Source organism: Achromobacter aloeverae, from assembly GCF_004121055.1.
Lineage (GTDB): Bacteria > Pseudomonadota > Gammaproteobacteria > Burkholderiales > Burkholderiaceae_B > Bordetella_C > Bordetella_C aloeverae.
In genome coordinates, this window is record NZ_PYAL01000011.1 from 1 (window position 1) to 24400 (window position 24400).

Genomic DNA, 24400 nt, shown 5'->3' on the forward strand with positions numbered 1-24400 from the left:
CTCGATGGTCGCGCGATCCGCATCAAGCGCCCACACTTATCGGTTGTTTCGTTGTTAAAGAGCGGTACTGCCAACTGCCTTTCGCTGTTTGCCTGACTCGCTACGCCATTTTCGTTGCGTCGCTGTGTCAGCAGCAGAGAAACGAGATTATGAAGCAGTTTTTTGAAGTTGTCAAATTCATTTCTGAACTTTTTTACTTCTTTCAAACGCTGCGTGCTTCTTCGAAGTCACCGCCTTGCATCTGAAACCTGCCTTGCTCGGTCCGCTACCGGACTTCGCTGAAACCATTCTCGGCGGCGCTGCGCGCCCGACCTTGAACTGCTTCTTCTCACTTCACCTTCACGACTACAGACTCGTTTTTTGCGCCTTCGAAACTGCGGGAAATTCCTACTGTTTCGTCGTTGCGTTTTCGTGTCAGAGCAGCGAAGGAGCGAGACTATAGCACAGCTTTCTGGCGCGTGTGGGAGACCCCCGCAAAAATTTTTATCCAACGTCGGCGTTCATCCGACACATGCTCGGCGCAAGGGGCACGGCGTGACGCGGACCCGTGTCGCTGGCTGGAATCCTCTGCCTTATATGACCACGCACAGAGATGGCCAATGCACGCGGACGGACGCACATACACGTATGGACGCGCACCCACGCGCATACACATATGGACGCGCATACACGTACTTATATGGACGCACACGCATGGGCACGCAACCAGCACATGCGCAGCGCACGCCGTGCCGCCATGCCGCAACGCAACAGTTTCAGATGCATGTAGGCGCGCACCCGCCACAATGGCGGCCATGAGTCGCTCGAAGTTCAGCGGTTTGAACTTCGGCAGTTTTAAATCGGCAGTTGGCAGTTTTGTAGTGCGCGCCAACCCGGCCGCGCCGGAATAGCCGGTTCGCTGGCCAGCGTGGCCCTGGATGCCTTGGAGAAGTCATATGAGTTCGACCCGTTTGCCCCGAGTTCCCATACTGGAGCCCGCTCAGATGACGCCCGAACAAAAACGCATACACGACGTGATCACGTCCGGACCGCGCGGCCAGGTGCGCGGCCCTCTCGCCGTGTGGCTGCATCGCCCCGCGCTGGCGGAGCCGGCCCAGGCACTGGGCCGCTATTGCCGTTTCGAGACCAGTCTGCCGGCCCGGCTTTCGGAATGGGCCATCCTGATATTGGCACGCCATTGGCGTTCGGACTTCGAATGGTGGGCCCACAAGCCGGCGGCGCTCAAGGCGGGCATCAGCACGGAAATGATAGAGGCCCTGCGCGATGGCCGCCCCATTCCTTACGGCAACCCGGATGAAGCCTTGATTCACGAGTTCCTCGATGTCCTGCACGCGGAACGCGCCATCGGGCAAGCACTCTATGACCGCATCGTGCATGTGCTGGGCGAAGCGGGGGTCATCGACCTGGTTGGCATCGCCGGCTACTACACGATGATCTCGATGACCTTGAACGTCTTCGATATACGCCCGCCGGAAGGCAAGCCTTGCGAGCTGGGCGCGACGGAGCAGGAAGGCCACTGACGCCGCCGGCGCCTCACCACAACCACGGCTCGCTATCGCGCCCTTGCGACAAGAGTCGGTCCACCCGCAGCCTGTTGACCTCGTCCTGCGGCAGGCCTATGTCGCGCGCCAAATGCTCGTCCAGATGCCCGACGGCATTGCCCCCTGCCGGCCGGCGCCACCATGCCAGCCAACGCGGCAACCACCCCTCCCCAACCGCTTGCGCGGGCGCCGCCGACAGCGCATCCGGCACGACCTGTTCCCGACTCATCGATATCTCCTGAAAAGACCTCCCGCCCGTTTCGGCTCGGTGGCGTGGAAAGCGGCCTGCGTTCCGACCGGCCCGGTTCACCGCGGGTCTGGAAATGACATTCTGTTCAGGATATGGAACCAAACCTCCCTTGGGAATCGACTTGTTCTGCCCATGCTGGACAGCTATCCTTACCAGATGCCCAGACTGCCGCTAAACACCCTCCCCACCTTCCGTGCGATCGCCGAACTGCAGAACCTGCGCGCGGCGGCGGATGCCCTGCACCTGACGCACAGCGCCGTCAGCCAACAGCTGCGCGTGCTGGAAACGCAGCTGGGCCATTCCGTATTCGACCGGCATGGCCGGCGCTTGCGTCTCAATGCCGCGGGCGCCGCCTTGCTGCCTTACGTCAAGGAAGCGCTGGCGCAACTGGATGAAGGGATGCAGGCGGCCGCGGCCGTGGCCGGTTCAACCCGCCAGCGCTTGCGACTGAGCGTGCTGCCGTCGTTCGCGCAGCGCTGGCTGCTGCCCCGCATGGGACGTTGGCGCGAACAGCATCCCGAGATCGCCCTCGAGATCGAGAGCTCGCAGCAACTGGTCGACGTGCGGCGCGAAGGCTTTCACGCCGCCTTGCGGCAAGGACGCGGCCCGTGGCCCGGCCTGGAGTCGGAGAAATTGTTCGACCACCCCATGCCCATGATCCTGGTCGGCTCGCCCGCCGCGGCGCGGCGGCTGGCCGGCGCGACGCCGACCGACTATGCGCGCGAGCCCCTGCTGGGTGAAGCAGGACTGTGGGAGCAGTGGTTCAGCGCGGCCGGCGCGCCCTGCAAGGTAAGCACGGTCGCGGTTTTCAATGACGCAGGCCTGCTCTTGGCGGCGGTCGAACAGAACCTGGGCCTGGCGGTGGTGCGTGAACTGCTGGCGGCGGACGCCTTGCGCGACGGCCGCCTGGTGCGCCTGTCGCCGGTCGAAATTCCCTACGACACCGCCCACGCCTACCAGCTCGTCTACCCGACCAATCTGCGGGACTGGCCACCGCTATTGATCCTGCGCGACTGGATACGGGCAGAGCTGGACGCGTCGCGGCTGGCGCTGCGGCAAGACAGGCCGGAGCCGGCCTCTCACGCGCTATCCAGTTCCCGGTAGTGGCGGAAAATGCCGTCGCCATAAGGAAGGCGCCGGTCGCTCTTGAAGTAGTCCTGCAACTCGGGCAAGCCGGCCACCCGCGCATGCAGCTCGGTCACGCGCGGATATTGCCGGACCAGCGTCTCCATGCGCTTCGGAAAGGCATAGAGCAAGCCGTCGACCAGATGGAACAGGGAAAGATCGGCATAACTCCAGCGCACGCCACCCGCCAGCCAGTCGCCGCGCGCGGCCAGGACGGCGTCGAAGTAGCCCAGGAATTTCGGCATGCGGCTATTGCGGAAATCGTCGGCCCGGCGCCGCGCCTCTTGCTGCTGCTCGTCGTAGTAGAGGCCGGCGGCCACCGGATGATGGCTGTCATGCGCCTCGGTCACCACGTCCGCGATGGTGAGCTGCAACTGGTTGACCCACAGCCGGCCCGCCACATCATCCGGCGCCAGGCCGTGCTTTTCACCCAGGTACAGCAGGATATTGGCCGTCTGCGCGATGACCAGCTCGCCGGCCACCAGATACGGCGGCGCGAAAGGCGGGCACAGCGGATGGGCGCGCATGTCGCGCAACATGGCCTCCTCCCCGTTCGGCTCCCGCGCGCGGTCCCGATACGGCAGGCCCGCGGCCTCCAGCGCCAGGCGGACGAACTCGCCACGCCCGGGAATGCCTGTCCAATACCAAAGGTCATAGACCATTACCGCCTCCTGTAAAAGGAATGAGGAAAGTCCAACCGGGCGCAACCGGGATGCCTGCCCTTGCTGCCCGCCTGGATACCCCACGGCTGTCCTGCGCAGGAGTCCACGATATGCCGACTGGAGCCGGTCCCTCGCCACCGCATTAGTTTGTTGCACATGGGGGGAATCGGCTTGTTATGCTGCGACCGTCCCAAAACCCTCCCGCAAGAATGAACTCCTCGATCGTTACGCGCCCCCGCACGCCAGCCTTGGCGGCGGCCCAGGGCACGCACCTGGCGCAAGGCGCCGGCCCGGCCCATGGGATTGCCCGCGGCCTGGTCCTGTCCCTGTGGCTCTGCCTGAACCTGTGCCTGGGCATGCTCCTGGCCGGCGTCGCCCCTCCCGCCCACGCGCAAGGCGGCGCCACGGCAACCACCGATGCCGAAAAATCGCCGGAAAAGGCCCTGGACGCCGCGCGCAAGCAGATGGATGCCCTACGCAAGGGCCTGAGCGACGTGACGGACGATGCCGAGCTGTTGCGCCGCCGCGCCGCCGCCCTCGACATCCAGACCAAGGCCGACGCCATCGCCGACCGCCTGGCGCCCGCGGTCGCCGCGATGCAGGCCCGCCTGACGGAGCTGGGCCCGGTGCCCGACGGCGCCAAGGAAGCGCACGATGTCGCCACGCAGCGCGCCGAACTGGAAAAATCGCGTACCGCGCTGGACGCGCAGGTCAAGCTGGCGCGCCTGCTGTCGGTCGAGGGCGTACAGACCGCCGAGCAGGTCGCCAATGTGCGCCGCGCGCAATTCCAGGCCCGCCTGGGCGAGCGGCGAGCGTCCATTCTGGGCGCGCCCTTCTGGTCGGAATTCCGCGGCGACGGCCCACGCGACATCGCGCGCCTGGGAGACCTGACCGAAGAACTGGAGGCCGCGCTGGCCGGCCCGCCGGCGTGGGCCTGGATCGCGCTGGCCGCGGCGCTGGCGATCGTCATTGGCTTGTGGACCTTGATCAGCCGCGCGCTGATCCGTCTCACCGCGTCACGCGTCCCCGCCGGACGCCTGCGCCGCTCCGTGCATGCCTTGACCATCGTCCTGCTGGCGACGATCACGCCAGGGCTGATCGCGGAACTGGCCTTCATCGCGCTGGACTGGACCGGCGACCTGGCCGACGACACCCGCGCGCTGCTGGCCGGCACCGCCGGCATCATCTGCTTCGGCGGCTTCGTGGCCGGCCTGGGCATCGCGCTGCTGGAGCCCTCGCGCCCCTCGTGGCGCCTGCTCAACATCCCCGACGAGATCGCCACGCGCATGCGCTGGTTCCCATTGACGCTGGGACCGCTGGTGAGCCTGATCTGGGTATTCGAACGCCTGCCCGGCGTCATCAGCGCCAGCCTCAGCACCACCATCCTCGCGAATTGCATTGCCGCCTTCGCGCTTGGCAGCATCGTGGCGCTGGGGCTGACACGGCTGGAACGCGCGCGGCGCAGCGCGCTGCGCGACCCCGAAACAGGGCGCGTGCCGCCGCGCAGCCTGCTTTACGTCATCGCCGTCAGCGCCATCTGGCTGGCGTTGACCGGCGCGCTGGTGGCGCTGCTGGTCGGCTACGTGGCGTTCGGCAACTTCGTGGTGAAGCAGCTGATATGGAGCATCATCGTGGTCGCGGCCACCTACCTGCTCTCCCTGCTGGTCGACGATTTCTTTATCGCCGTGCTGGGATCCCGGCGCGACCATGGCGACAAGGACAAGGACCAGGACAGGCACACGCCCCGCCTGCGCGACCAGGCCGCCGTGCTGCTGTCCGGCGTCGCGCGGCTGTTCATCGCGGTGGTGGCCATCACCCTGGTGCTGAGCCAGTTCGGCGAAGGGCCGACGGAACTGCTGCAACGGGTGGACCAGTGGCGCAACGGCCTGGCCATCGGCGAGGTGCAACTGCGTCCCGCGGCCCTGATGCAAGGCCTGCTGGTGCTGGCCCTGGGGCTGCTGGCCGTGCGGGTGCTCAAGCGCTGGCTCACCGCGCACTTCCTGCCGACCACGACGCTGGACACCGGCATGCAGACGTCCACCACGACCTTGTTCGGCTACGTGGGCATCGTGATCGCGGTTGCCTTGTCGCTGTCGGCGCTGGGCATCGGGCTGGAAAGAGTGGCCTGGGTCGCCAGCGCCCTGTCGGTGGGGATAGGTTTCGGCCTCCAGGCGGTGGTGCAGAACTTCGTCTCGGGCCTGATACTGCTGGCCGAGCGGCCGGTCAAGGTGGGAGACTGGGTGTCGCTGGGCGGGGTGGAAGGCGATATCCGCCGCATCAACGTGCGCGCGACCGAGATCCAGATGAGCGACCGTTCCACGGTGATCGTGCCGAACTCGGAATTCATCACCAAGACGGTGCGCAACGTCACCCACGCCAACCCGCTGGGCCTGGTCCAGATCAAGCTGCCGATGCCCTTGAGCGCGAACGCGGCCACGGTCAAGGAAACCATCCTGGCGGCCTTCGCCGAGCATCCGGATGTCCTGGAAGCGCCGCCGCCCAACGTCTACCTGGACGCCATCGACGCCAGCAATCTGCAGTTCAACGCCACCGCGTATGTCTCGTCGCCGCGCCAGGCCTACGGCACGCGGAGCACGCTGCTGTTCGATATCCTGCAACGGCTGGCGCAGAACGGCATCACGCTGGGCAAGCCGCCCACCCTGCTGGTAAGCGCGCCCGTGGCAGCCTCGATGCCGGCGCTGGCGCCCTTGGCGCCATTGGCGCCAAGGGCGCCATCTACCGTGGCGGCCGCGCCTCCGGCGTCGGACGACGCGCAGCCCTGAGTCCCTGGGTAGTCCACCCGGTACTCCACCCCGGAGCACCACCCCGCGCCGGGCGCCGGCGCGGGCTAGAAGAAACTCCAGAAGCCCCGGTCGAGGTCCTTCTTGCAGCCCGCGTATTGCACGCGGTAGCGCTCGGCCCGCGCCTGCACCTTGCGCGAAACGCCCGTCAGCCAGGCCTTCTTGCGATAGGTGCCGGCACGATAGCCGCCCCAGCCTTCGTGATAGTTCAGGTACTGGCCATAGGCGTCGGTCTTGGCCACGCCGTTCAGGCGCTGGGTCTTGGTGATGTACCAGCCCATGAAGTCCATGGCGTCGCTGAAATCGTCACGGTGGGCGAACCAGCGGCTGTTCTCCCGGACATAATCGTCCCAGGTCTCGTCCTTGACCTGGGCGTAGCCGTAGGCGGAACTGACCCGGCCCCAGGGAATGACCCATAGCAGATAATCGCGCGGCGGCTTGGCGTCCTGGCGGAAGCCGGACTCCTGGTACAGGATGGCGAAGGGGACCTGCACCGGCACGCCCCATTTCTTCTCGGTGGAGACGGCCGCATCGTACCAGTCGTCTTTTTCGCGAAAGATGGCGCAGATGTCGTCGGGATTGCGGGGCGGCGACGTGGCGCAACCGGCCAGCGCGCCCAGCACCGCCAGCAGGACGGCAAGGCTAAGGGCGCGCACGATTCCTCCGGCAGGCCGGCGCGCGGCGCGGCATGGGCGTGAGCGGAGCAGGTCGGGCAAGCGCGCCTCCCAGAAAAGCGAAGCGCCGATTGTAACGGTGTGCATCGCCCCCGCGCCCCGCGCCGCCCGCATCGGCCGCGCCCCGTTTTACGTTGCACGCCGTCCTCATGTCTTATATAAGATATAAGACCCCTTGATCCCACGCCGGCGGACTACTACAATCGCCGCCGAGACTCTTCCCTCACCAACCGCTAAGCAGGCACCTTCATGCTAGAAACTTATCGCCAACACGTCGCCGAACGCGCGGCCTTGGGAATCCCCCCGCTGCCTCTGTCGGCGCAGCAGACCGCCGACCTGATCGAACTGCTGAAGGCGCCCCCGGCCGGCGAGGAAGCCTATCTGCTCGACCTCATCACCCACCGCGTGCCCGCCGGCGTGGATGACGCCGCCAAGGTCAAGGCTTCGTACCTGGCCGCCGTCGCGCTCGGCAAGGAATCGTGTCCCCTGATCAGCCGCGCCAAGGCTACGGAACTGCTCGGCACCATGCTGGGCGGCTACAACATCAGCGCGCTGATCGAACTGCTGGACGATGCCGAAGTGGGCGCCGTGGCCGCCAACGGCCTGAAGACCACCCTGTTGATGTTCGACCAGTTCCACGACGTCAAGGAAAAGGCCGACAAGGGCAATGCCAACGCCAAGGCCGTGCTGCAAAGCTGGGCCGACGCCGAGTGGTTCACCAGCCGTCCCGAAGTCCCCCAAAGCCTGAAGCTGACCGTTTTCAAGGTCACCGGCGAAACCAATACCGACGACCTGTCGCCCGCGCCCGATGCCTGGAGCCGTCCGGACATCCCGCTGCACGCGCTGGCCATGCTGAAGAACCCCCGCGACGGCATCGTGCCCGACGAGCCGGGCAAGGTCGGCCCCCTCAAGTTCCTGAACGAACTGAAGCAGCGCGGCAACCTGGTCGCCTACGTCGGCGACGTGGTGGGCACTGGCTCCTCGCGCAAGTCGGCCACCAACTCGGTGCTGTGGTTCACCGGCGAAGATATCCCCTTCGTCCCGAACAAGCGCTTCGGCGGCGTCTGCCTGGGCAGCAAGATCGCCCCGATCTTCTACAACACCATGGAAGACGCCGGCGCGCTGCCGATCGAGCTGGATGTGTCCGGCATGAACATGGGCGACGAAATCGAACTGCGCCCCTATGAAGGCAAGGCGCTGAAGGACGGCAAGGTCATCGCCGAATTCCAGGTCAAGTCCGACGTGCTGTTCGACGAAGTGCGCGCCGGCGGCCGCATTCCGCTGATCATCGGCCGCGGCCTCACCGCCAAGGCGCGCGAATCCCTGGGCCTGCCGCCCTCCACGCTGTTCCGCCTGCCCCAGGACCCGGTCGCCAGCACCAAGGGCTACACCCTGGCGCAGAAGATGGTCGGCCGCGCCTGCGGCCTGCCGGAAGGCAAGGGCGTGCGCCCGGGCGCCTACTGCGAACCGAAGATGACGTCGGTCGGCAGCCAGGACACCACCGGCACCATGACCCGCGACGAGCTGAAGGACCTGGCCTGCCTGGGCTTCTCGGCCGACCTGGTGATGCAGTCGTTCTGCCACACCGCCGCCTATCCCAAGCCCGTGGACGTCAAGACGCACCACACGCTGCCGGCCTTCATGAGCAACCGCGGCGGCATTTCGCTGAAGCCGGGCGACGGCGTGATCCACTCGTGGCTGAACCGCATGCTGTTGCCCGACACCGTCGGCACCGGCGGCGATTCGCACACCCGCTTCCCCATCGGCATCTCCTTCCCGGCCGGTTCGGGCCTGGTGGCGTTCGCCGCGGCCACCGGCGTGATGCCGCTGGACATGCCGGAATCGGTGCTGGTCCGCTTCAAGGGCAAGATGCAGCCCGGCGTCACCCTGCGCGACCTGGTCAACGCCATTCCGCTGTACGCCATCAAGGCTGGCCTGCTGACCGTTGAAAAGCAGAACAAGAAGAACATCTTCTCCGGCCGCATCCTGGAAATCGAAGGCCTGCCGGACCTGAAGTGCGAACAGGCTTTCGAGCTGTCGGACGCGTCGGCTGAACGCTCGGCCGCCGGCTGCACGGTGCGCCTGAACAAAGAGCCCATCATCGAATACATCAACAGCAACATCGTGATGTTGAAGTGGCTCATCGCCAACGGCTACCAGGACGAGCGCTCGATCCGCCGTCGCATCCAGGCCATGGAAGCCTGGCTGGCCAACCCGCAACTGCTGGAGCCCGATGCCGACGCCGAATACGCGGCCGTCATCGAAATCGACCTGGCCGACATCCATGAACCCATCGTCGCCTGCCCCAACGACCCGGATGACGTGAAGACGCTGTCCGACGTCGCCGGCGCCAAGATCGACGAAGTGTTCATCGGCAGCTGCATGACCAATATCGGCCACTTCCGCGCGGCGTCCAAGCTGCTCGAAGGCAAGCGCGATATCCCGGTCAAGCTGTGGGTTGCCCCGCCCACCAAGATGGACGCGCAACAGCTCACCGAGGAAGGCCACTACGGCGTCTTCGGCGGCGCCGGCGCGCGCACCGAAATGCCCGGCTGCTCGCTGTGCATGGGCAACCAGGCCCAGGTGCGCGAAGGCGCGACCGTCATGTCGACCAGCACCCGCAACTTCCCCAACCGCCTGGGCAAGAACACCAACGTCTACCTGGGCTCGGCGGAACTGGCCGCCATTTGCTCCAAGCTGGGCCGCATCCCGACCCGCGAGGAGTACATGGCCGACATCGGCGTCATCAACGAGAACGGCGACAAGATCTACCAGTACCTGAACTTCGACAAGATCGAGGACTACAAGGACGTGGCCGATGTGGTCGAAGTCTGAGTAAGCGCTTGAACGGCCCGGGCGGCCTCGCGGCCGCCCAGCTTCGGAAACCCGGCTTCGGCCGGGTTTTTTCATTTCACGATGACTCCAGTACCGCATTTCGCTGGACTACGCCAAGGCTCGATACATGCTCCAGTACCGCACAAACGCGGGCGAGCGCCGCAAGCCTGCCTTGGGCCAGTACGGGGAATTGACCGTCGAGCAGGCCCGCTCGCTGGCGCAGGAATGGCTGGCCCAGGTGCGCCGGGGCGGCGACCCCGCCGCCGACAAGGCCGCAGCGCGCAAAGCCCCCACGGTCAAGGAAGGATAGCGGTTCAGAAGGAACCGTATCGACCCGCAGCAGGTAGGTTGTCAGGACAGACGACACGCCCGCCAGCGGGCGGCTGGTCACGTCAGTGGAACGGCAAGCCGCGATCTGCGATGCCCCGATCAACGCCAAGGCATAACCGGCTGAAACCAGAGTCAGCATTAGATCGAGCGAAGCGACTTCTTCGGCCACCAGCGGCTCCACATCTACAGTGCGCAGCACCCGTGCAATCTGCCGGCAGTAGCCCTCGCAAGCGTGCGGGTCGCCCATCGCCGAGGGATAGCGCAGGACTTTTTCCAGGGGGATGCGTTTGTGGGTCAGCAGCGGATGCTTGGCCGGCACCGCGACCACCAGTGGGTGATGCCATGCAGGCACCGCCAGCAAGCCGTCGCCCACTTCGTTGGACTAAGCGAATCAGGCGTCGTAGAGGTCTTCGCGCAGTCCGGCGATTTGCCGCGACAATGGCGACTGTTCGATGTGCAGTTTCTCTGCTGCGCGGGCGAAATGGAGTTCTTCGGCAACGGCCAGGAAACAGCGCAAATGCCGAAGTTCCATATCAAACTACTCACTTCGCCGAGAAAGCGTCAATCCCGGTAAGTTGAGCGGATAGTGCCCAAAGACGTTCGGCTTGCTCGGGGTCAGTGGCGTAAGCGCGCACGCCAACGAAGGATGGCGGTTCGCTTCCATCCACTTCGGCGATCTCGCAGTCTTCGCAATACACCCCACCCATGCCATTCAACTGCGAGGAGGTCGCCGCCCATACTTGGGTCGCTGCGCCTTGCTCGGTGGTCTTGAACGTCGGGTCAGCAGGATTGCCGTTGGCATCAAGCCATCCTGCGGCAATCATTTCGTCTTGTGTTAGATGGCGCTGAAGCGGCGTGAAAATTTTGCCGGGATGGAGGGAGAAAGCACGCACGCCCTCGCTTTGACCAAGCCTGTCCAGATGAACGGCGAACAGGGCATTCGCGGTTTTTGATTGCCCATAGGCCAGCCACTTGTCGTAACCCTGTGTGAACTGCACATCATTCCATCGAATGGCCGACTGGTGATGGCCCGCCGATGAGACTGCCACGACCCTGGCACCGCCTTTGAGCGCAGGCCAAAGCAGATTGACCAGCGCGTAATGCCCGAGGTGGTTGGTGGCGAACTGCGCTTCCCAGCCCGGCCCCACGCGGGTTTCCGCGCACGCCATGATGCCTGCGCTGCCGATCAGGATGTCAACGTGCTGCTTACGGGCGAGAAAGCGGTCGGCAAACTCGCGCACGCTGGCTTGATCGGAAAGATCGAGCCGTTCAACTTCCGCATCGGGAATGGCGCTGATCTTCGTTCGTGCGGTGTCCACGTCACGGGCGGCGACAATGACATGTGCGCCAGCACCCGCCAATGCCCGCGTCGTCTCCAGCCCCAAGCCGGAATGACCACCAGTGACGATGGCCGTGACGCCGGACAGATTGCGCCCCGCGAGTACCTCCGCTGCGGTGGTTGCCGCGCCGAAACCGGAGTGGATGGGAAGTTGTTTGCTGGTCATGGAATGTTCCTGTGACGGTGGCATGAAATCGGGGTAAAGCCCATGTCCGGCATTGTCCGCGCTAGACTTAGGACTGTGAATGCAACAAAGTCCTGATTTCTATCGACATCGTCCGAAAGCCAATGGATCCGCTATCTGAAGTCCTCTCACTCCTGACTGCTCAGGGTTCCGTTTTTGCAGGGCTGAAAGCCGGTGGCAGTTGGGCTATCGACTTTCCGCCCCCTGACGGCATCAAGTTCAACGCCATCGTTGAAGGAGCCTGTTGGCTGACCGTGGACGGTGTGGAGAAACCCATCCGACTGGAAAGCGGAGATTGTTTTCTGCTGTCACGCAAGCGCACGTTTTCGCTTTGCAGTGACCTTTCTCTGCCAGCTATTCATTCCGACGAAATTTATTGCCATGCCGTCAACGGCATCGCGCGCTGCGGCACAGCCGATGCGTTCTTCTTGATCGGTGGCCGCTTTGCATTCGGTGAGGAAGCCAACCTTTTGTTCGATGGACTGCCGCCCGTGGCAGTCATCAAAAGCGGCTCAGATCAAGCGTCCGTGTTGAGCTGGGCCTTGCACCGTCTGGCCCATGAACTTGCGACGCCCTCACCGGGCGGCTCGGTGGTGGTTCAACATCTCGGCCACATCATGCTGGTGCAGGTTCTGCGGCTTTATCTGGAACAGGAAGGTAACAATATGCCCAGTTGGTTGCTGGCCGTTTCCGATCTACGCATCGGCACCGCCATACAAGCGATCCATGCCGATCCTGCGCGTTCTTGGACAGTCGAAGACCTTGCCCAAGTCGCAGGCGTGTCTCGCTCGACCTTTGCCTTGCATTTCAAGCAGAAAGCCGGCATCACGCCGCTGGAATACGTTTCACGCTGGCGAATGCAGCTGGCTTCACGATCATTGAAAGCCAATCACGCCACGATTTCCTCGATAGCGCAGAAATTGGGCTATGACTCTGACAGCGCATTCAGCCATGCTTTCAAGCGCATCATGAAATGCTCACCGCGTGAGTACAGGGAGAAATCGGCATCTGTTATCAGACCCTAGCATTCCGTATCCACCATCGTGCATGGTTATCCTGCATACGTTGCATCACGCCAGCGTTAACCTCGGAAAGGCCCCCATGTTGCCCCTGGCGGCTCAGGCGCAAGATTCGGACGACGCCTCAAATTCGGCCTGACCGATTGCTCTGTAAGGCCTTTCGTGCCGCTGCGCTTCCATGCTCGATGCTTGACAACAGACATTTTTCATGCCGGAACGAAGCCGGCGGGACCAGGGGAAGCAAGCATCGGCCTCTGTGTCGCTTACGTTATTCGTTATCGGGTCCCTTATCGGGCCCTTCAGAGGGCCGTTTAAGCGCCGTGTCGCCTTTCCGCGCAAATTGGCAGGAATTGACGTATCAAGCCTATTGAAGCCACCCCCATCCCTGCGCAGAATGAAGTCGAGCACTTTTCAAGGAGCCCGACATGAGTCTCGACATCGATGGCGTAACGATCCCCGACAGCCAGCTTGCCCGCGAAATCACCGAGCTGGTGCGCGACACCGAGTCGCCGCTGCTGTTCCATCACTCCAGTCGCGTCTATTACTTCGGCGCGCTGGCGGGCAGGAAGCGCGGCCTGAAATTCGATCCCGAGCTGCTGTATTGCGGCTGCATGTTCCATGACATGGGCCTGACCCGCGCGCACAGCAGCGATTGCTGCCGTTTCGAAGTGGACGGCGCCAACGCCGCCCGCGACTTCCTGGAAAGCCACGGGATCAGCCAAAGGGACATCGACCTGGTCTGGACCAGCATCGCGCTGCATACGACGCCCGGCATCCCCGAGTTCATGGATCCGGTCATCGCCCTGGTCACGGCGGGCGTGGAAATGGATGTGTTGGGGCTCGCCTACGGCCAATACAGCGACGCCGAGCGCGAGTCCATCGTGGCGGCCCATCCGCGCACCCCGCGGTTCAAGGAAGACATCATCCAGGCCTTCCATGACGGCATCAAGCACAAGCCGCACACGACCTTCGGCAATGTGAAGGCCGACGTGCTGGCCGACAAGAACCCGTCGTTCAAGCCGATGAACTTCTGCGGCGTGATCCGCGCTTCGGCCTGGGCTGCGTAGGATGCCCGCGGCCAGGCGCGCCGAAAGGATGATGGGATGAGGGTCTACCCGGCACCCATCCTGCCCTGATTGCGCCGGTACATCGCCGGCGACACGCCGACGTGCTTGATGAAGCTGCGGCGCAGGGTATCGGCATTCGCGAAGCCGCATTTGGCCGCCGCCTGCTTGGGCGTGTCCGAGCCCGCCTCCAGCAGCGCGCGGGCGGCGGACACCCGCATCATTTCTACCCAGGCGGCAGGCGTGACGCCGACTTCCGCCTGGAACAAACGCGCAAAGTGCCGCTGGCTGAGCTTGGCACGCGCAGCCAGCGCGCCCACCGACAAATCCTCGGTGGGATGGGCCGCGGCCCAGCGCTGCACCGCTTGCAGCACGGAACGCCCCGCCAGGCCGGTGCGCCCCTTGCGGCTGAATTGCAATTGCCCGCCGGGACGCTTGAAGAACATGACCAGTTGGGATGCGACCCGGGCCGCGATCTCCCTGCCGCAGTCCTCCTCGACCAGGGCAAGCGCCAGGTCCAGGCCCGCGGTGACGCCCGCCGAAGTCCTGACCTTGCCGTCTCGCACATGCAGGGCGTCTTCCTCGACCGTGATGGACGGATAGGCCTGCTTCAGGTCGCTTGCCACCGCCCAGTGCGTCGTCACCCGCTTGTTTTCGAGCAGTCCGGCCGCGGCGAGCATCAGGGCGCCGGTGCAGACCGAGCCGAAGCGCCGGGTTCTCCGGGCGGTGGCCCGCAGCCACTGCTTCGCCTGCTCGCTCAAGAGCATGTCCGCGGCATGGGGCCCGCCGGCGACCAGCAGCGTATCGATTTTCCGGTTCGCATCGCCGATGACGGCGTCGGGCAGCAATCGCGCACCGGAGGAACTGGTGATGGGCGAGGCGTCCTGCCCCACCACCAGCAGCGCATAGACCTTGCGGCCCAGCTCGATATTCGCTTGCGCGAAGACATCGAGCGGGCCTGACACATCCAGCAGCTGGACGCCGGGAAAGGCGAGGATGGCGATGGTCCTGGTCATGGTCCGGTGTGGCATGGCAGCGTGGCGCGCAGCTTGAAACGGCCATCATTCAACGCGCCATCATTCCTGTCTGTTATACGCACAATACATCGATTCAGGACAAAATTGACGCCCTGCCATGCGCGCCTAGGTCCGGCTCTCCCGCCATCCCGCATTACGGGCGATTGCGTCCGCCAGGACGGGATAGAGCGGCGCGGGCAGGTCGTGCCCCATGCCGTCGATCATCATGAGCGTGGCGCCGGGGATGGAGGCGGCGCTGTCCTCACCGCAAGCCGGAGGTACCAGCGGATCGTCCGCGCCGTGGACCACCAGCGTCGGCGCCCGCACCCGCGCCAGCCAAGGCCGGATATCACCCGTGGCGGCGATGGCGGCAAGCTGCCGAGCGGTGCCGGCGGGATCGTAGGCGCAGCGCAGTTCGTCCCTCAGCAACGCACGGCGGGCGTCCTCGTCGAAGGGAAAGGCCGGGCCGGCGAGGCGCCGCGCCTGCGCCATGCGATGCGCCAGGTAGGCGGCTTCGTCCGTGGCGGGATGCGGCGCCGGTCCGGTCAGCAAGGCCAGCACTTCAGGCGCGGCGCCGGGCAGTTCCGGATTGCCCGTGCTTGACATGAGTGTAGCCAGCGACAGCACCCGCCGTGGATACCTGGCTGCCAGCAGCTGGGCAATCATGCCGCCCATGGAACTGCCGACGACATGGGCCCGTTCGATGTCCAGGGCATCGAGCAGGCCGACCGCGTCGTCCACCATGTCGTGCAAGGTATAGGGCACGTCCGGCTTGCGCCCCTCGGCCGCGGCGCGCGCCAGTTCGGCGAAGTCGGGCACCGGCGCCTGGTCCAGGTGCCTGGAGTCGCCAGCGTCCCGATTGTCATGACGAATGACGCGGAAACCCCGTGCCACCAGGTTCGCCCAGAAAGGCGCCGCCCAGCGCAGGCGCTGCGCGCCAAGGCCGGAGATCAACAGCATCGGCTCCGCGTGCGCGTCGCCGAAATCGTCGTAGCCCAGGACGATGCCGTTGGCCTTGACCAAACCCATATGCTCTCCTTGTGATCGTTTGGAGTGCCGGAAGCAGGATGCCCGGCGGTGGTCAAATATTACCCGGGCATAAATAATAAATCAATATTACCCGGGTTAATTTTGACTAGCGCCCCGTCAAGCGATAGGCCGCACAGGGACGCTGCTGTCTTCATTTATCTCCGTGTTTTCCGGCCCGGTTGGCGTCCCGGACGTCTGATCCGCACAACGGTCGAATTGCAGAGAGGCGATTCAAGAAGGATAATGCGAACTATTCTTGTTTAATGTTTCAATTCTCCCGTCCGACTATCGACCGCGCCCGTCCGCCCTGGCGCCGGGCCGCCCGCTTTCTCCCGCCAAGGAAACCCATGTCTACTCCCGCCGTCACCCCGGCAGGCGCCGCATTGCACGCCACGCGCGCACGCCGTCGCGGCCAGCCGGCCATGCGCCCCCTGTCGCTGGCCCTGGCCATGCGCGCCGCCTTGACCTATGCCGCCCTGGGCGCCGCACCCCTGGTGGGCAATGCGTGGGCTCAGGCGACGCCGGACACCACCACGACCACCACGCTGGCGCCGGTCAGTGTCGTGGGAACCGCGACGACCCAGGGCGACGTCCTGCCGCCCGCCTATGCCGGCGGCCAGGTTGCCAAGGGCGGCCGCATGGGCGTGCTGGGCGAACAGGATGCCGCCAACGTGCCCTTCTCCGTCACCAGCTTCACGTCCAAGCTGATCGAGGACCAGCAGGCCAAGTCGCTGGGCGATGTATTGCGCAACGACTCGTCCGTACAGATCACCAAGGGCTACGGCAACGACGCGCAACTGTTCGTCGTCCGCGGGTTTGCCTTGAACGGCGACGACATCTCCTACGGCGGCCTCTACGGCGTGATGCCGCGCCAGATCCTGTCCACGCAAGGCATCGAGCGCGTCGAACTCTTCAAGGGCCCCAGCGCCTTCCTGAACGGGGTGCCGCCGGGCGGCTCGGGCATCGGCGGCATGGTCAATATCGAACCGAAGCGCGCCGATGATGAACCGCTGACGCGTGTCGGCCTGGACTACAGCAGTTCCTCGCAGGTCGGCGTGTCCGCCGATGTCGCCCGCCGCTTCGGCGCCAGCAAGCAGTTCGGCATCCGCGTCAATGCCTTGCAGCGCGAAGGCGATGTCGGTATCGGCGACGAAAGCCAGCGCATGACCTTCGGTTCGGTCGGCCTGGACTACCGTGGCGAACGCCTGCGCGCATCGTTGGACCTCGGTTACCAGAAACAGCACACCAGCCAGGGGCGCCCCATGGTGCGGGTGCAGGACGGCTTCGGCATCCCGGACGCTCCATCCGCGCGCCACGACTACGCCCAGCCGTGGACCTATTCGGAAACCGAAAACACCTTCGGCATGGCCAAGGTGGAATATGACCTGGCCGACAACTGGACGGCCTTCGCGGGCTTCGGCATGAACCACGCCAACGAATACGGGTCCTATTCGTCCCTGAATGTGGATGGCAAGGGCAATAGCACTTCCACTCGCATGGACGTGCCCTATGTCTCCGATACCTTCGGCCTGATGACCGGCGTGCGCGGCAAGTTCGATACAGGCCCCGTCTCGCACGCGGTGACGGTCGCATTCTCCAGCAACTACTTGAAGAAGCGGTCCGCCTACGTCCTGAGTTCCGGTTTCGCGACCAGCCTCTACGACACGCCCGCTGTCGCCGCGCCGACCGGCTTTCCGTACAAGGGCGGCAACATGAGCGATCCCGGCGTGACCGCGCGCAGCCGCATGAGCGGCACGTCGGTGTCCGACACCCTGTCTTTCCTGGACGACCGGGTGCTGTTCACGGCCGGCATCCGCCACCAGGACCTGACGACCACGAACTACGACTATACCGGTGCGGTCGGCAGCAGCTACGACAGGTCGGCCAATTCGCCGGTGTATGGCCTGGTCGTCAAGCCGGTGGAACATCTGTCGCTGTACGCCAACCACATCGAGGGCCTGCAGCAAGGCGACACGGCGCCGAACACGTCCAATACGCCGGGCAGGATCCTGCCGCCGGGCAAGTCCAAGCAGAACGAAGCCGGCGCCAAGCTCGACATGGACAACTATGGCGCGTCGTTGGCCATCTTCCAGATCGAGAAGGAAGTGGGTCTGCTCCACAGCAACGGCGATTTCACGGCGGCCGGCCGCCAGCGCAACCGGGGCATCGAACTGAACGTCTTCGGCGAGCCCGTGCGCGGCGTGCGCCTGCTCAGCGGCATCACGTTCATCGACCCCAAGCTCACCAAGACCGGCGACGACACGGAAGGCAACAAGGCGCCTGGCGTGCCCAAGTACACAGCCGTCCTGGGCGGCGAATGGGACCTGCCGTGGGTCAGCGGCCTGACGCTGCAAGGCCGCGTCAACCACGCCGGCACGCAATACCTGGACGCGGAGAACACGCAGAAGCTCAAGCCCTACACCACCCTGGACCTGGGCGTGCGCTACGCCATGAAGGTGGACAGCCATGACGTCGTCTGGCGCCTGGGCGTGGACAATGTCTTCAACAAGGCCTACTGGGCATCGGCCTGGGGCGGCTACCTGACCCAGGGCGACCCGCGCACCGCCAAGCTGTCGGTGTCGTTCGACTTCTAGGCCACCCTCCAGGCCACCCAATAGGCCTCAGCGTGTCGCGACAGGATCCAGGCGCTGCTGGAAAACCCATCCTGTCGCCACCACCACCGCGACGTTGGCAAGCAAGGCGGCCAGGCCCGCGCTGAACCCGAACAAGGGCGGCTGCGTGAAATACAGCGCCAGGGCCAGCGCCTGCCCGGTCAATATGCCCGCGAGCACGGCGTGCTTGCGGATGCGCCAGCCGAACAGCGCGATGATGACCCCAGGAAAGAACTGCGTGATGCCGTTGTAGGCCGTATTGAGCAGCGTGACCATCAGGTTCGACGTCGTCAGCGACAACACGATGGACAGCAGCAGATAGACGACGATGACCGTGCACGCGCACCCCTTCTGCCTGGACTCCGCCAGGTTGGGCACCAGATTGCGCGTGGACATGGTGCTGATGCACAGGCACACCCCCGCCAGCACCACCAGTGCCGACAGCGACGCCGCGGCCGCGATGATGCCCAGCGACCATTCCGGAAGCAGGCTGGTCGCGGCGGCGAAGAACGCCTCGTTGGGCGACCCCAGCTTGAGGTTCGCGCTGATGGCGTAATAGGACGCCAGCACCAGGAAGGGGAACATGAACATGTAAAGCGGCATGCCGATCAGGCTACGCCGGATGGTGTCGGGGCTGCGGGCGGTGAAGACGTTCTGCACATTGAACGGCAGCACGTAGAAGCCCAGCGATTGCAGCAGGATCGTGCTCATGGTGAAGCACAGGTCCTGCGCGCCCATCGTCGTGCTGAACTTCGCGCCGGCGGCATCGAAGACGGGTTGCACGCCGGCCTCCAGCGCCACGGCGACGCCCACGGCCACGATCGCCACGACCATCAGCACGTCTTTCAATACCGCGACGTAGGCCGACCCGCGGATGCCGGAAATCGCGACGTAGAGAAAGGCCAGCACGGCGGCGAAGCAGATCAGCAGCACCGGGTCGAAATGCCAGCCCAGCGCCTTCAAGGCCGCGATCAATCCGGTGAACTGCAGCTGCCCCCAGGGCAGCAGGAACAGGATGGCCGTGGCGGCGACGACTTTTTCGAGGGCCGGGCTGCCGTAGTAGCCGAGAAAGAGATCGGGCAGCGTGGTGGCGTCGTAGCGCCGCCCCAGCTCCCAGATCCTCGGCGCCATGAAATAGCCGACCGGATAGGCCAGCAGCACATACCCGAGAAACCAGACGCCATACAGCGGCCCCTTTGCGTATATCCCGCCAGGCAAGCCCGCCATGGTGGTGATGCTGTAGATTTCCCCCGCGGACAGGAAGAAGACCAGCGCGGCACTGAACTGCCGCGAACCAACGAAGAAGTCCTTGGCGGACTGCCGCCCATGTCCATGCCGGCCCTTGGACAACAGGGACAGCAGCAGCGAGAACGCCAGGAATCCGATGAAGATAGCCGTTGACACATTCATCCCCTTGCATGATTAGTGTTGTGCGGGTCGGCTCATTGCGTGCCGGCGCGCTGCGTGCCCGCGTCGAACCACCGGTAGCACAGGTAGAGGCAACCGGAGGTGAGCAGGAACCACGAGAACATCCAGAAATAGGCGAACGGCACGCCGGCGACCGGGCGCTCGACCGATACGACCCAGGGCAGGAGACCGAGCACGCCGATGAAGGGCGTGACCAGTCCTATCAAGACCTTGAACATGTGTTTTCCCCTTGCGCGATGTATTGCCCGCCCGCCGCGCGGCGCGCAGCGGGCGGGATGGGCGACGTGCCGGCGTCGCCCTAGTCGGGCGCGTACGCGCCCGGGCCGTCGTAGTTCACCACCGTCTCTCCCTGGCCGACCCGGACGAAGACGTAATGAACGTCGTCACCGCCTTCGAGGATCTGGCAGCGATGAATCGCCCGCCGGGGGAAGTAGGCGTAATCGCCCTTGCCTATCTCGAAGGATTTCTCGCCGTGCTCGCCGTAGTCGACGCGGATGCGGCCCGACAGCATGAACATGACGCTGTCGAACTCCTTGTGGTGGTGCCACTGGCTGGGCGCGTCCAGCGCCGTCACATGGCATTGGCCCACCCATAGCTCGCCCGCCTCCAGCGCTTTCTTGCGCACCTGGCCCGGCGTCAATGGCCCCTCTTCCAGCTCGCCCGCCTTGACGTAGCCGATTTCCGTAAACAGTCCTGTGCTCATCTGGTTTTCCCTTAGAAATCATGAGGTTCCCTCTGTTGTAAGAGGGGTTCGGCTACTCTAAACTCGCGCAATGAAGATATCTGGCCAATTTTTGTCGCCAACCAGACAAGCCGAGATCGAGCCTTTCGAGACGGCGCAGCGGCCCGTGGTCGGGTTTTCATGCAATTACGAGTCCGGCCTGTGGTCGGGCTTTCACAGCCATCCCAGGGCCCAGCTGATGTACGCCGTCTCCGGCGTGATGCGCGTCGATACGCTGGACACCAGCTACGTGGTGCCGCCGACCACGGCCCTCTTCCTGCCCGCCGGCGCCCAGCACGCGATGGGCATGGATGGACCGGTCGCCCTGCGCGAGCTGTTCCTGACGGAGGACGCCGCCGGCCGCGTGGGCAACATGCCCAAGGTGATCGCCGTCTCCGGCCTGCTGCGCGAAGTCATCCTGGCGGCCTGCGCCGAACCCGTGGACTGGGAACCGCAGGGGCGCGGCCACCATCTCGCCGAACTGGCGCTGGACGAGATCGCGCGCGCGACGCCCCTGCCCCTGAGCTTGCCGCTGCCGCGCGACCCCAGGCTGCGCAAGGTCATCGAGGCCTTGCGCGAACGTCCGCACGACACGCGCGGCATCGAGGCATGGAGCGAGGTCGCGAACACCTCGGCCCGCACGCTGGCGCGCATGTTCCGTTCGGAGCTGGGCCTGAGTTTCAGGCAGTGGCGGCAGCAGACCCGCCTGACCGAGGCGCTGCGGGCCTTGACGCTGGGCACGTCTCCCGCGCGCGCCGCCGCCATCGCCGGCTTCGAAAGCACGCCGGCGTTCGGCGCGGCGTTTCGCGCGCACTTTGGCATTACCCCGGGGCAGGCCCGCAAGTTGCAGCCAGGCGCCGCGCCATGAACCGGCGCCGTCCTCGCCCCCGCCGCCTACGCCTCATAATGCAAGCATGAAAATCGACCTGTCCGCCCTGCAGATGCTGGTCGCCGCCATCGAGGAGCGCAGTCTCTCCAAGGCCGGCGAACGCGAAAACCTCGTGACCTCCGCCGCCAGCAAGCGCATTGCCGAGCTCGAACGCCAGGTGGGCACCGCCCTGCTGCTGCGCCACAATCGCGGCGTGGAGCCGACGCCCGCCGGCGCCGCGCTTTATCACAAGGCCCGCGCCATTCTCCAGAGCGTGCGCACCCTGGAAGACATGTGCGAGGAGTTCTCGCCGGACGGCATCCCCAAGATCCGCCTGGCCGCCAACCGGTCCGCGATCATTGAATTCCTGCCCATCGACATCGCCCATTTCCAGCGCCAGGTGCCGCGCTCGCGCGTCGACCTGGTCGAGGCCTATAGCGGCGACATCCCCCGCATGGTGTCGGACCAGGAAGTCGACCTGGGTATCTACCATGCCAGCGGTCCCGCGCCGGGGGTGCTGTCCGTGCCCTACCACAACGACCGGGTCGTCCTGGTCCTGCCGCAGGGCCATCCCCTGGCGCGCGCGTCCGCCCTGCACCTGGACGAGGCGCGCGCCTACGATTTTCTCGGCTATTTCCCGCGCCACTCCTTCGAGGCCTTCATGGAACTGGCCGGCCCCACGCTGAGCGGTCCCTTGAACGTCAAGATCCAGGTCGCCAACTATGAAGCCCGTTGCCGCATGGTGCGCGAAGGCCTGGGCATCGCCATCATGCCCGAGCCCATTGCCGATACATACCTGAACCTGCTGAGGCTGGTGAAGGTGGCGCTGAAGGATGAGTGGGCGGCCCGCCAGTTCTACCTGTGCGCGCGCGACCGCCTGCAGATGCGGCCGGCCGCGGGCGATCTCTTCGAGTTCCTGGCCGCCGCGCGGCGCGGCGACCCGGCGCGCGAGGCCGACCGCTGAATCCTCAGCCGCTGAACCCGTACAGCCGCGCCGGATTGTCCACCAGCACCTGGCGCCGCAGTCCCTCGTCGCTCAGCCATTCGCCCAGCAGGTTCAGCAGCACGCCGTCGTCGGGAACCCGCGCGGCCTCGTAGTAGTTGATGTGCGGCCAATCGGTGCCCCAGACCACCCGCTGCGCGTTCGCGCGCAGGAGGGCCTGCGCGAAGGGCGTGATGTCCGCATAAGGCGGCCCGCCAGCCGTATTACGGTCCGCGCCGGAAATCTTGACCCAGGCCCGCCCGGCGCGCAGCAGCTCGCATAGATAGCGAAAGCCGGTGTCCTCCACCCCACGGGCGGTGTTCATGCGTCCCATGTGGTCGACCACCAGGTCGATGCCGGGCTTCAGCAACACCGACGACAGTTCGGGCAGGTCCGGCGCGTGCACCCAGATCTGCGCATGCCAGCCGCGTTCCTTCAAGCGCGGCGCCAGCGCCTCGAAATCGGCCAGGCCCACGCCGTTGCGATAGACCGACTTGCCTTCGTGCTTGTAGAGATTGAAGCGCGCCCCGCGCACGCCGGCCTCGGCCAGGGCGTCCAGCTCGGCGTCGCTGATGTCCGCGCGCACCACGGCCACCGCGCGCAGGCGTTCCGGATAGGCTTGCAGCGCCGCCACCACATTGCGGTTGTCCACGCCCTGGGCGCTGGCCGTCACCAGCACGCCGCGCGTCAGGCCCAGCCTGTCCAGATGCTGGATGAAGCGCTCGGCCCCGTTCTCCGGCGGCGTGTAGCTGCGGTCTTCGTCCAAGGGAAAGGCCGCATAGGGGCCGAAAACATGCGCATGGCTATCGCATGCGCCGGCCGGCGCGACGAAGCGCGGCGCGGTGATCTCGGCATAGGGTGGCAGACAGGCACGGGTCATCGTGATACTCGCGTAAAGGTGTTTCAATCAACGACTCGACCCGCTCCCCGGAGCGGGTCGATCAAGGCGTTCCGGCGCGTAGGCCGTTCAGGTGCGGTAGGACGGATCCAGGCGATCCATCAGGCGCAGCAGGGCCGGCCATTCCATCTGGCCGTAGGGACGGCGGGTACCCGGTTGATATTGCTTGTACGTGGCCTCCTGCACTTCCTTGGAGACATAACGCAGCGGCGCATTGCAGGCCATGGCGGCCAATTGCGCGCGGCAGGACAGCTCCAGCCGGTGCATCCAGTTGAACGCTTCGCCTATGGTGCGGCCCACGGTCAGCAGCCCATGGTTGCGCAGGATCAGCGCTTCGTTCTGGCCGAGGTCGCGGCACAGCGATTCCTTCTCGCTGAGATCCAGCACCACGCCTTCGTAATCGTGATAGCCGATCTTCAGGAAACGCATGGCCGTCTGGTTCAGCGGCAGCAGGCCGCAGTCCAGCGAAGACACCGCCATGCCGGGCCAGCTATGCGTATGGATGACGCAATCGACTTCCGGACGCGCTTCGTGGATGGCGCTATGGATGACGAAGCCCGCGCGGTTGACGCCATACGACAGGTGCGGGCCGAAGTCGGGCTTGCTCAGGATGTTGCCGTCATGATCGATTTTCAACAGGCTGGAGGCGGTGATTTCCTCGTACAGCAGGCCATAGGCGTTGATCAGGAAGGAACCGTCCTCCCCCGGCACGCGCAGGGAAATGTGGTTGGCCACCATGTCCGACATCCCATAGTGCGCCACCAGGCGATAACAGGCCGCCAGGTCCACCCGGGCTTCCCATTCCGCCTCGGAGACCTTGTCCTGCATAGAGGAAATTTTCAATTCATGCTTCATCATGGCGAACCTCCCGGATAGCGAAAACGCGGCGCCGCGCTTCGGCGGCCGACCCGCACAGATTACCTGCCAGCCCTGGCCTGGCTTTGAATTTTCGAGAAAGCGGCGTTTCCCCCGCTTCGATGGTGCATCGCAATGTCCGTGCGCTCGCCCCGGGCCTGTCCGGC

General features: G+C 65.1%; 20 protein-coding genes and 3 pseudogenes. 10 read left to right on the forward strand and 13 right to left on the reverse strand.

Annotated elements, in window-relative coordinates; translation table 11 throughout:
- Positions 1-206 (reverse strand): annotated as a pseudogene (locus C7R54_RS29090) (hypothetical protein); the annotation flags it as partial.
- Between the two features lie 777 nt (positions 207-983).
- On the opposite strand from C7R54_RS29090, the gene C7R54_RS28535 reads away from it, so the two are divergent.
- Complete coding sequence (locus C7R54_RS28535; RefSeq protein ID WP_240039770.1) at positions 984-1520, forward strand: carboxymuconolactone decarboxylase family protein; 537 nt, start codon at positions 984-986, stop codon at positions 1518-1520.
- A 13-nt stretch (positions 1521-1533) separates the two neighbouring features.
- Here the strand turns inward: C7R54_RS28535 and C7R54_RS28540 are convergent, their stop codons facing one another.
- Positions 1534-1770: a hypothetical protein gene (locus tag C7R54_RS28540; protein WP_129154320.1), complete on the reverse strand. Its 237-nt coding sequence runs from the start codon at positions 1768-1770 to the stop codon at positions 1534-1536.
- 153 nt (positions 1771-1923) lie between these two features.
- Between C7R54_RS28540 and C7R54_RS28545 the strand changes: the two genes are divergently transcribed.
- A complete protein-coding gene (locus C7R54_RS28545; protein WP_129154321.1) occupies positions 1924-2895 on the forward strand; it encodes a LysR substrate-binding domain-containing protein in 972 nt (323 codons plus the stop codon).
- On the opposite strand, the gene C7R54_RS28550 is transcribed toward C7R54_RS28545, so the two are convergent.
- Entirely contained in the window at positions 2871-3578 is a 708-nt protein-coding gene (locus C7R54_RS28550; protein WP_129154322.1) for a glutathione S-transferase, read from the reverse strand. The genes C7R54_RS28545 and C7R54_RS28550 overlap by 25 nt on opposite strands.
- A 356-nt stretch (positions 3579-3934) precedes the next feature.
- On the opposite strand from C7R54_RS28550, the gene C7R54_RS28555 reads away from it, so the two are divergent.
- Complete coding sequence (locus C7R54_RS28555; RefSeq protein ID WP_129154351.1) at positions 3935-6361, forward strand: DUF3772 domain-containing protein; 2427 nt, start codon at positions 3935-3937, stop codon at positions 6359-6361.
- 65 nt (positions 6362-6426) lie between these two features.
- Here C7R54_RS28555 and C7R54_RS28560 read toward each other — a convergent pair whose 3' ends face one another.
- Complete coding sequence (locus C7R54_RS28560; RefSeq protein ID WP_204524398.1) at positions 6427-7038, reverse strand: transglycosylase SLT domain-containing protein; 612 nt, start codon at positions 7036-7038, stop codon at positions 6427-6429.
- 264 nt (positions 7039-7302) lie between these two features.
- On the opposite strand from C7R54_RS28560, the gene acnB reads away from it, so the two are divergent.
- Positions 7303-9888: a bifunctional aconitate hydratase 2/2-methylisocitrate dehydratase gene (gene acnB, locus C7R54_RS28565; RefSeq protein WP_129154324.1), complete on the forward strand. Its 2586-nt coding sequence runs from the start codon at positions 7303-7305 to the stop codon at positions 9886-9888.
- A gap of 124 nt (positions 9889-10012) precedes the next feature.
- A pseudogene (locus tag C7R54_RS29525) lies at positions 10013-10192 on the forward strand (Arm DNA-binding domain-containing protein); the annotation flags it as partial.
- Here the strand turns inward: C7R54_RS29525 and C7R54_RS29360 are convergent.
- Positions 10181-10750, reverse strand: a pseudogene (locus C7R54_RS29360) (LysR family transcriptional regulator); the annotation flags it as partial. The pseudogenes C7R54_RS29525 and C7R54_RS29360 sit on opposite strands and share 12 nt — an antisense overlap.
- Positions 10751-10760: 10 nt before the next feature.
- Positions 10761-11723 carry an SDR family NAD(P)-dependent oxidoreductase gene (locus C7R54_RS28580; RefSeq protein ID WP_129154325.1) on the reverse strand — a complete coding sequence of 321 codons (963 nt, stop codon included), beginning with the start codon at positions 11721-11723 and terminating at the stop codon, positions 10761-10763.
- Positions 11724-11845: 122 nt separating this feature from the next.
- On the opposite strand from C7R54_RS28580, the gene C7R54_RS28585 reads away from it, so the two are divergent.
- Entirely contained in the window at positions 11846-12766 is a 921-nt protein-coding gene (locus C7R54_RS28585) for an AraC family transcriptional regulator (RefSeq protein ID WP_129154326.1), read from the forward strand.
- 419 nt (positions 12767-13185) lie between these two features.
- Positions 13186-13827, forward strand: a complete 642-nt coding sequence (locus C7R54_RS28590) for an HD domain-containing protein (RefSeq protein ID WP_129154327.1) — start codon at positions 13186-13188, stop codon at positions 13825-13827.
- 44 nt (positions 13828-13871) lie between these two features.
- Here C7R54_RS28590 and C7R54_RS28595 read toward each other — a convergent pair whose 3' ends face one another.
- Entirely contained in the window at positions 13872-14840 is a 969-nt protein-coding gene (locus tag C7R54_RS28595; RefSeq protein ID WP_129154328.1) for a GlxA family transcriptional regulator, read from the reverse strand.
- A 126-nt stretch (positions 14841-14966) separates the two neighbouring features.
- Positions 14967-15869, reverse strand: coding sequence for an alpha/beta fold hydrolase (locus C7R54_RS28600; protein ID WP_129154329.1), 903 nt, complete (start codon positions 15867-15869; stop codon positions 14967-14969).
- A gap of 347 nt (positions 15870-16216) precedes the next feature.
- Between C7R54_RS28600 and C7R54_RS28605 the strand changes: the two genes are divergently transcribed.
- Positions 16217-18463 (forward strand): TonB-dependent receptor, encoded by a 2247-nt coding sequence (locus C7R54_RS28605; protein WP_240039772.1) that lies wholly within the window; start codon positions 16217-16219, stop codon positions 18461-18463.
- Positions 18464-18490: 27 nt separating this feature from the next.
- On the opposite strand, the gene C7R54_RS28610 is transcribed toward C7R54_RS28605, so the two are convergent.
- The 3 genes from C7R54_RS28610 to C7R54_RS28620 form a co-directional block, all read right to left on the reverse strand.
- Entirely contained in the window at positions 18491-19885 is a 1395-nt protein-coding gene (locus tag C7R54_RS28610) for a sodium:solute symporter family protein (protein WP_129154330.1), read from the reverse strand.
- Positions 19886-19923: 38 nt separating this feature from the next.
- Positions 19924-20127: a DUF3311 domain-containing protein gene (locus tag C7R54_RS28615; RefSeq protein WP_129154331.1), complete on the reverse strand. Its 204-nt coding sequence runs from the start codon at positions 20125-20127 to the stop codon at positions 19924-19926.
- Between the two features lie 80 nt (positions 20128-20207).
- Positions 20208-20612 carry a cupin domain-containing protein gene (locus tag C7R54_RS28620; protein ID WP_129154332.1) on the reverse strand — a complete coding sequence of 135 codons (405 nt, stop codon included), beginning with the start codon at positions 20610-20612 and terminating at the stop codon, positions 20208-20210.
- A gap of 91 nt (positions 20613-20703) precedes the next feature.
- On the opposite strand from C7R54_RS28620, the gene C7R54_RS28625 reads away from it, so the two are divergent.
- Together C7R54_RS28625 and C7R54_RS28630 are read left to right on the forward strand one after the other, a co-directional pair.
- A complete protein-coding gene (locus C7R54_RS28625; RefSeq protein ID WP_204524396.1) occupies positions 20704-21498 on the forward strand; it encodes an AraC family transcriptional regulator in 795 nt (264 codons plus the stop codon).
- A 46-nt stretch (positions 21499-21544) separates the two neighbouring features.
- Positions 21545-22462: a LysR family transcriptional regulator gene (locus tag C7R54_RS28630; protein WP_338026265.1), complete on the forward strand. Its 918-nt coding sequence runs from the start codon at positions 21545-21547 to the stop codon at positions 22460-22462.
- Between the two features lie 4 nt (positions 22463-22466).
- Here C7R54_RS28630 and C7R54_RS28635 read toward each other — a convergent pair whose 3' ends face one another.
- Both C7R54_RS28635 and C7R54_RS28640 read right to left on the reverse strand, forming a co-directional pair.
- Positions 22467-23360: an amidohydrolase family protein gene (locus C7R54_RS28635; protein WP_129154334.1), complete on the reverse strand. Its 894-nt coding sequence runs from the start codon at positions 23358-23360 to the stop codon at positions 22467-22469.
- Positions 23361-23447: 87 nt separating this feature from the next.
- Positions 23448-24236 (reverse strand): class II aldolase/adducin family protein, encoded by a 789-nt coding sequence (locus tag C7R54_RS28640; protein WP_129154335.1) that lies wholly within the window; start codon positions 24234-24236, stop codon positions 23448-23450.
- Positions 24237-24400 lie beyond the last annotated feature (164 nt).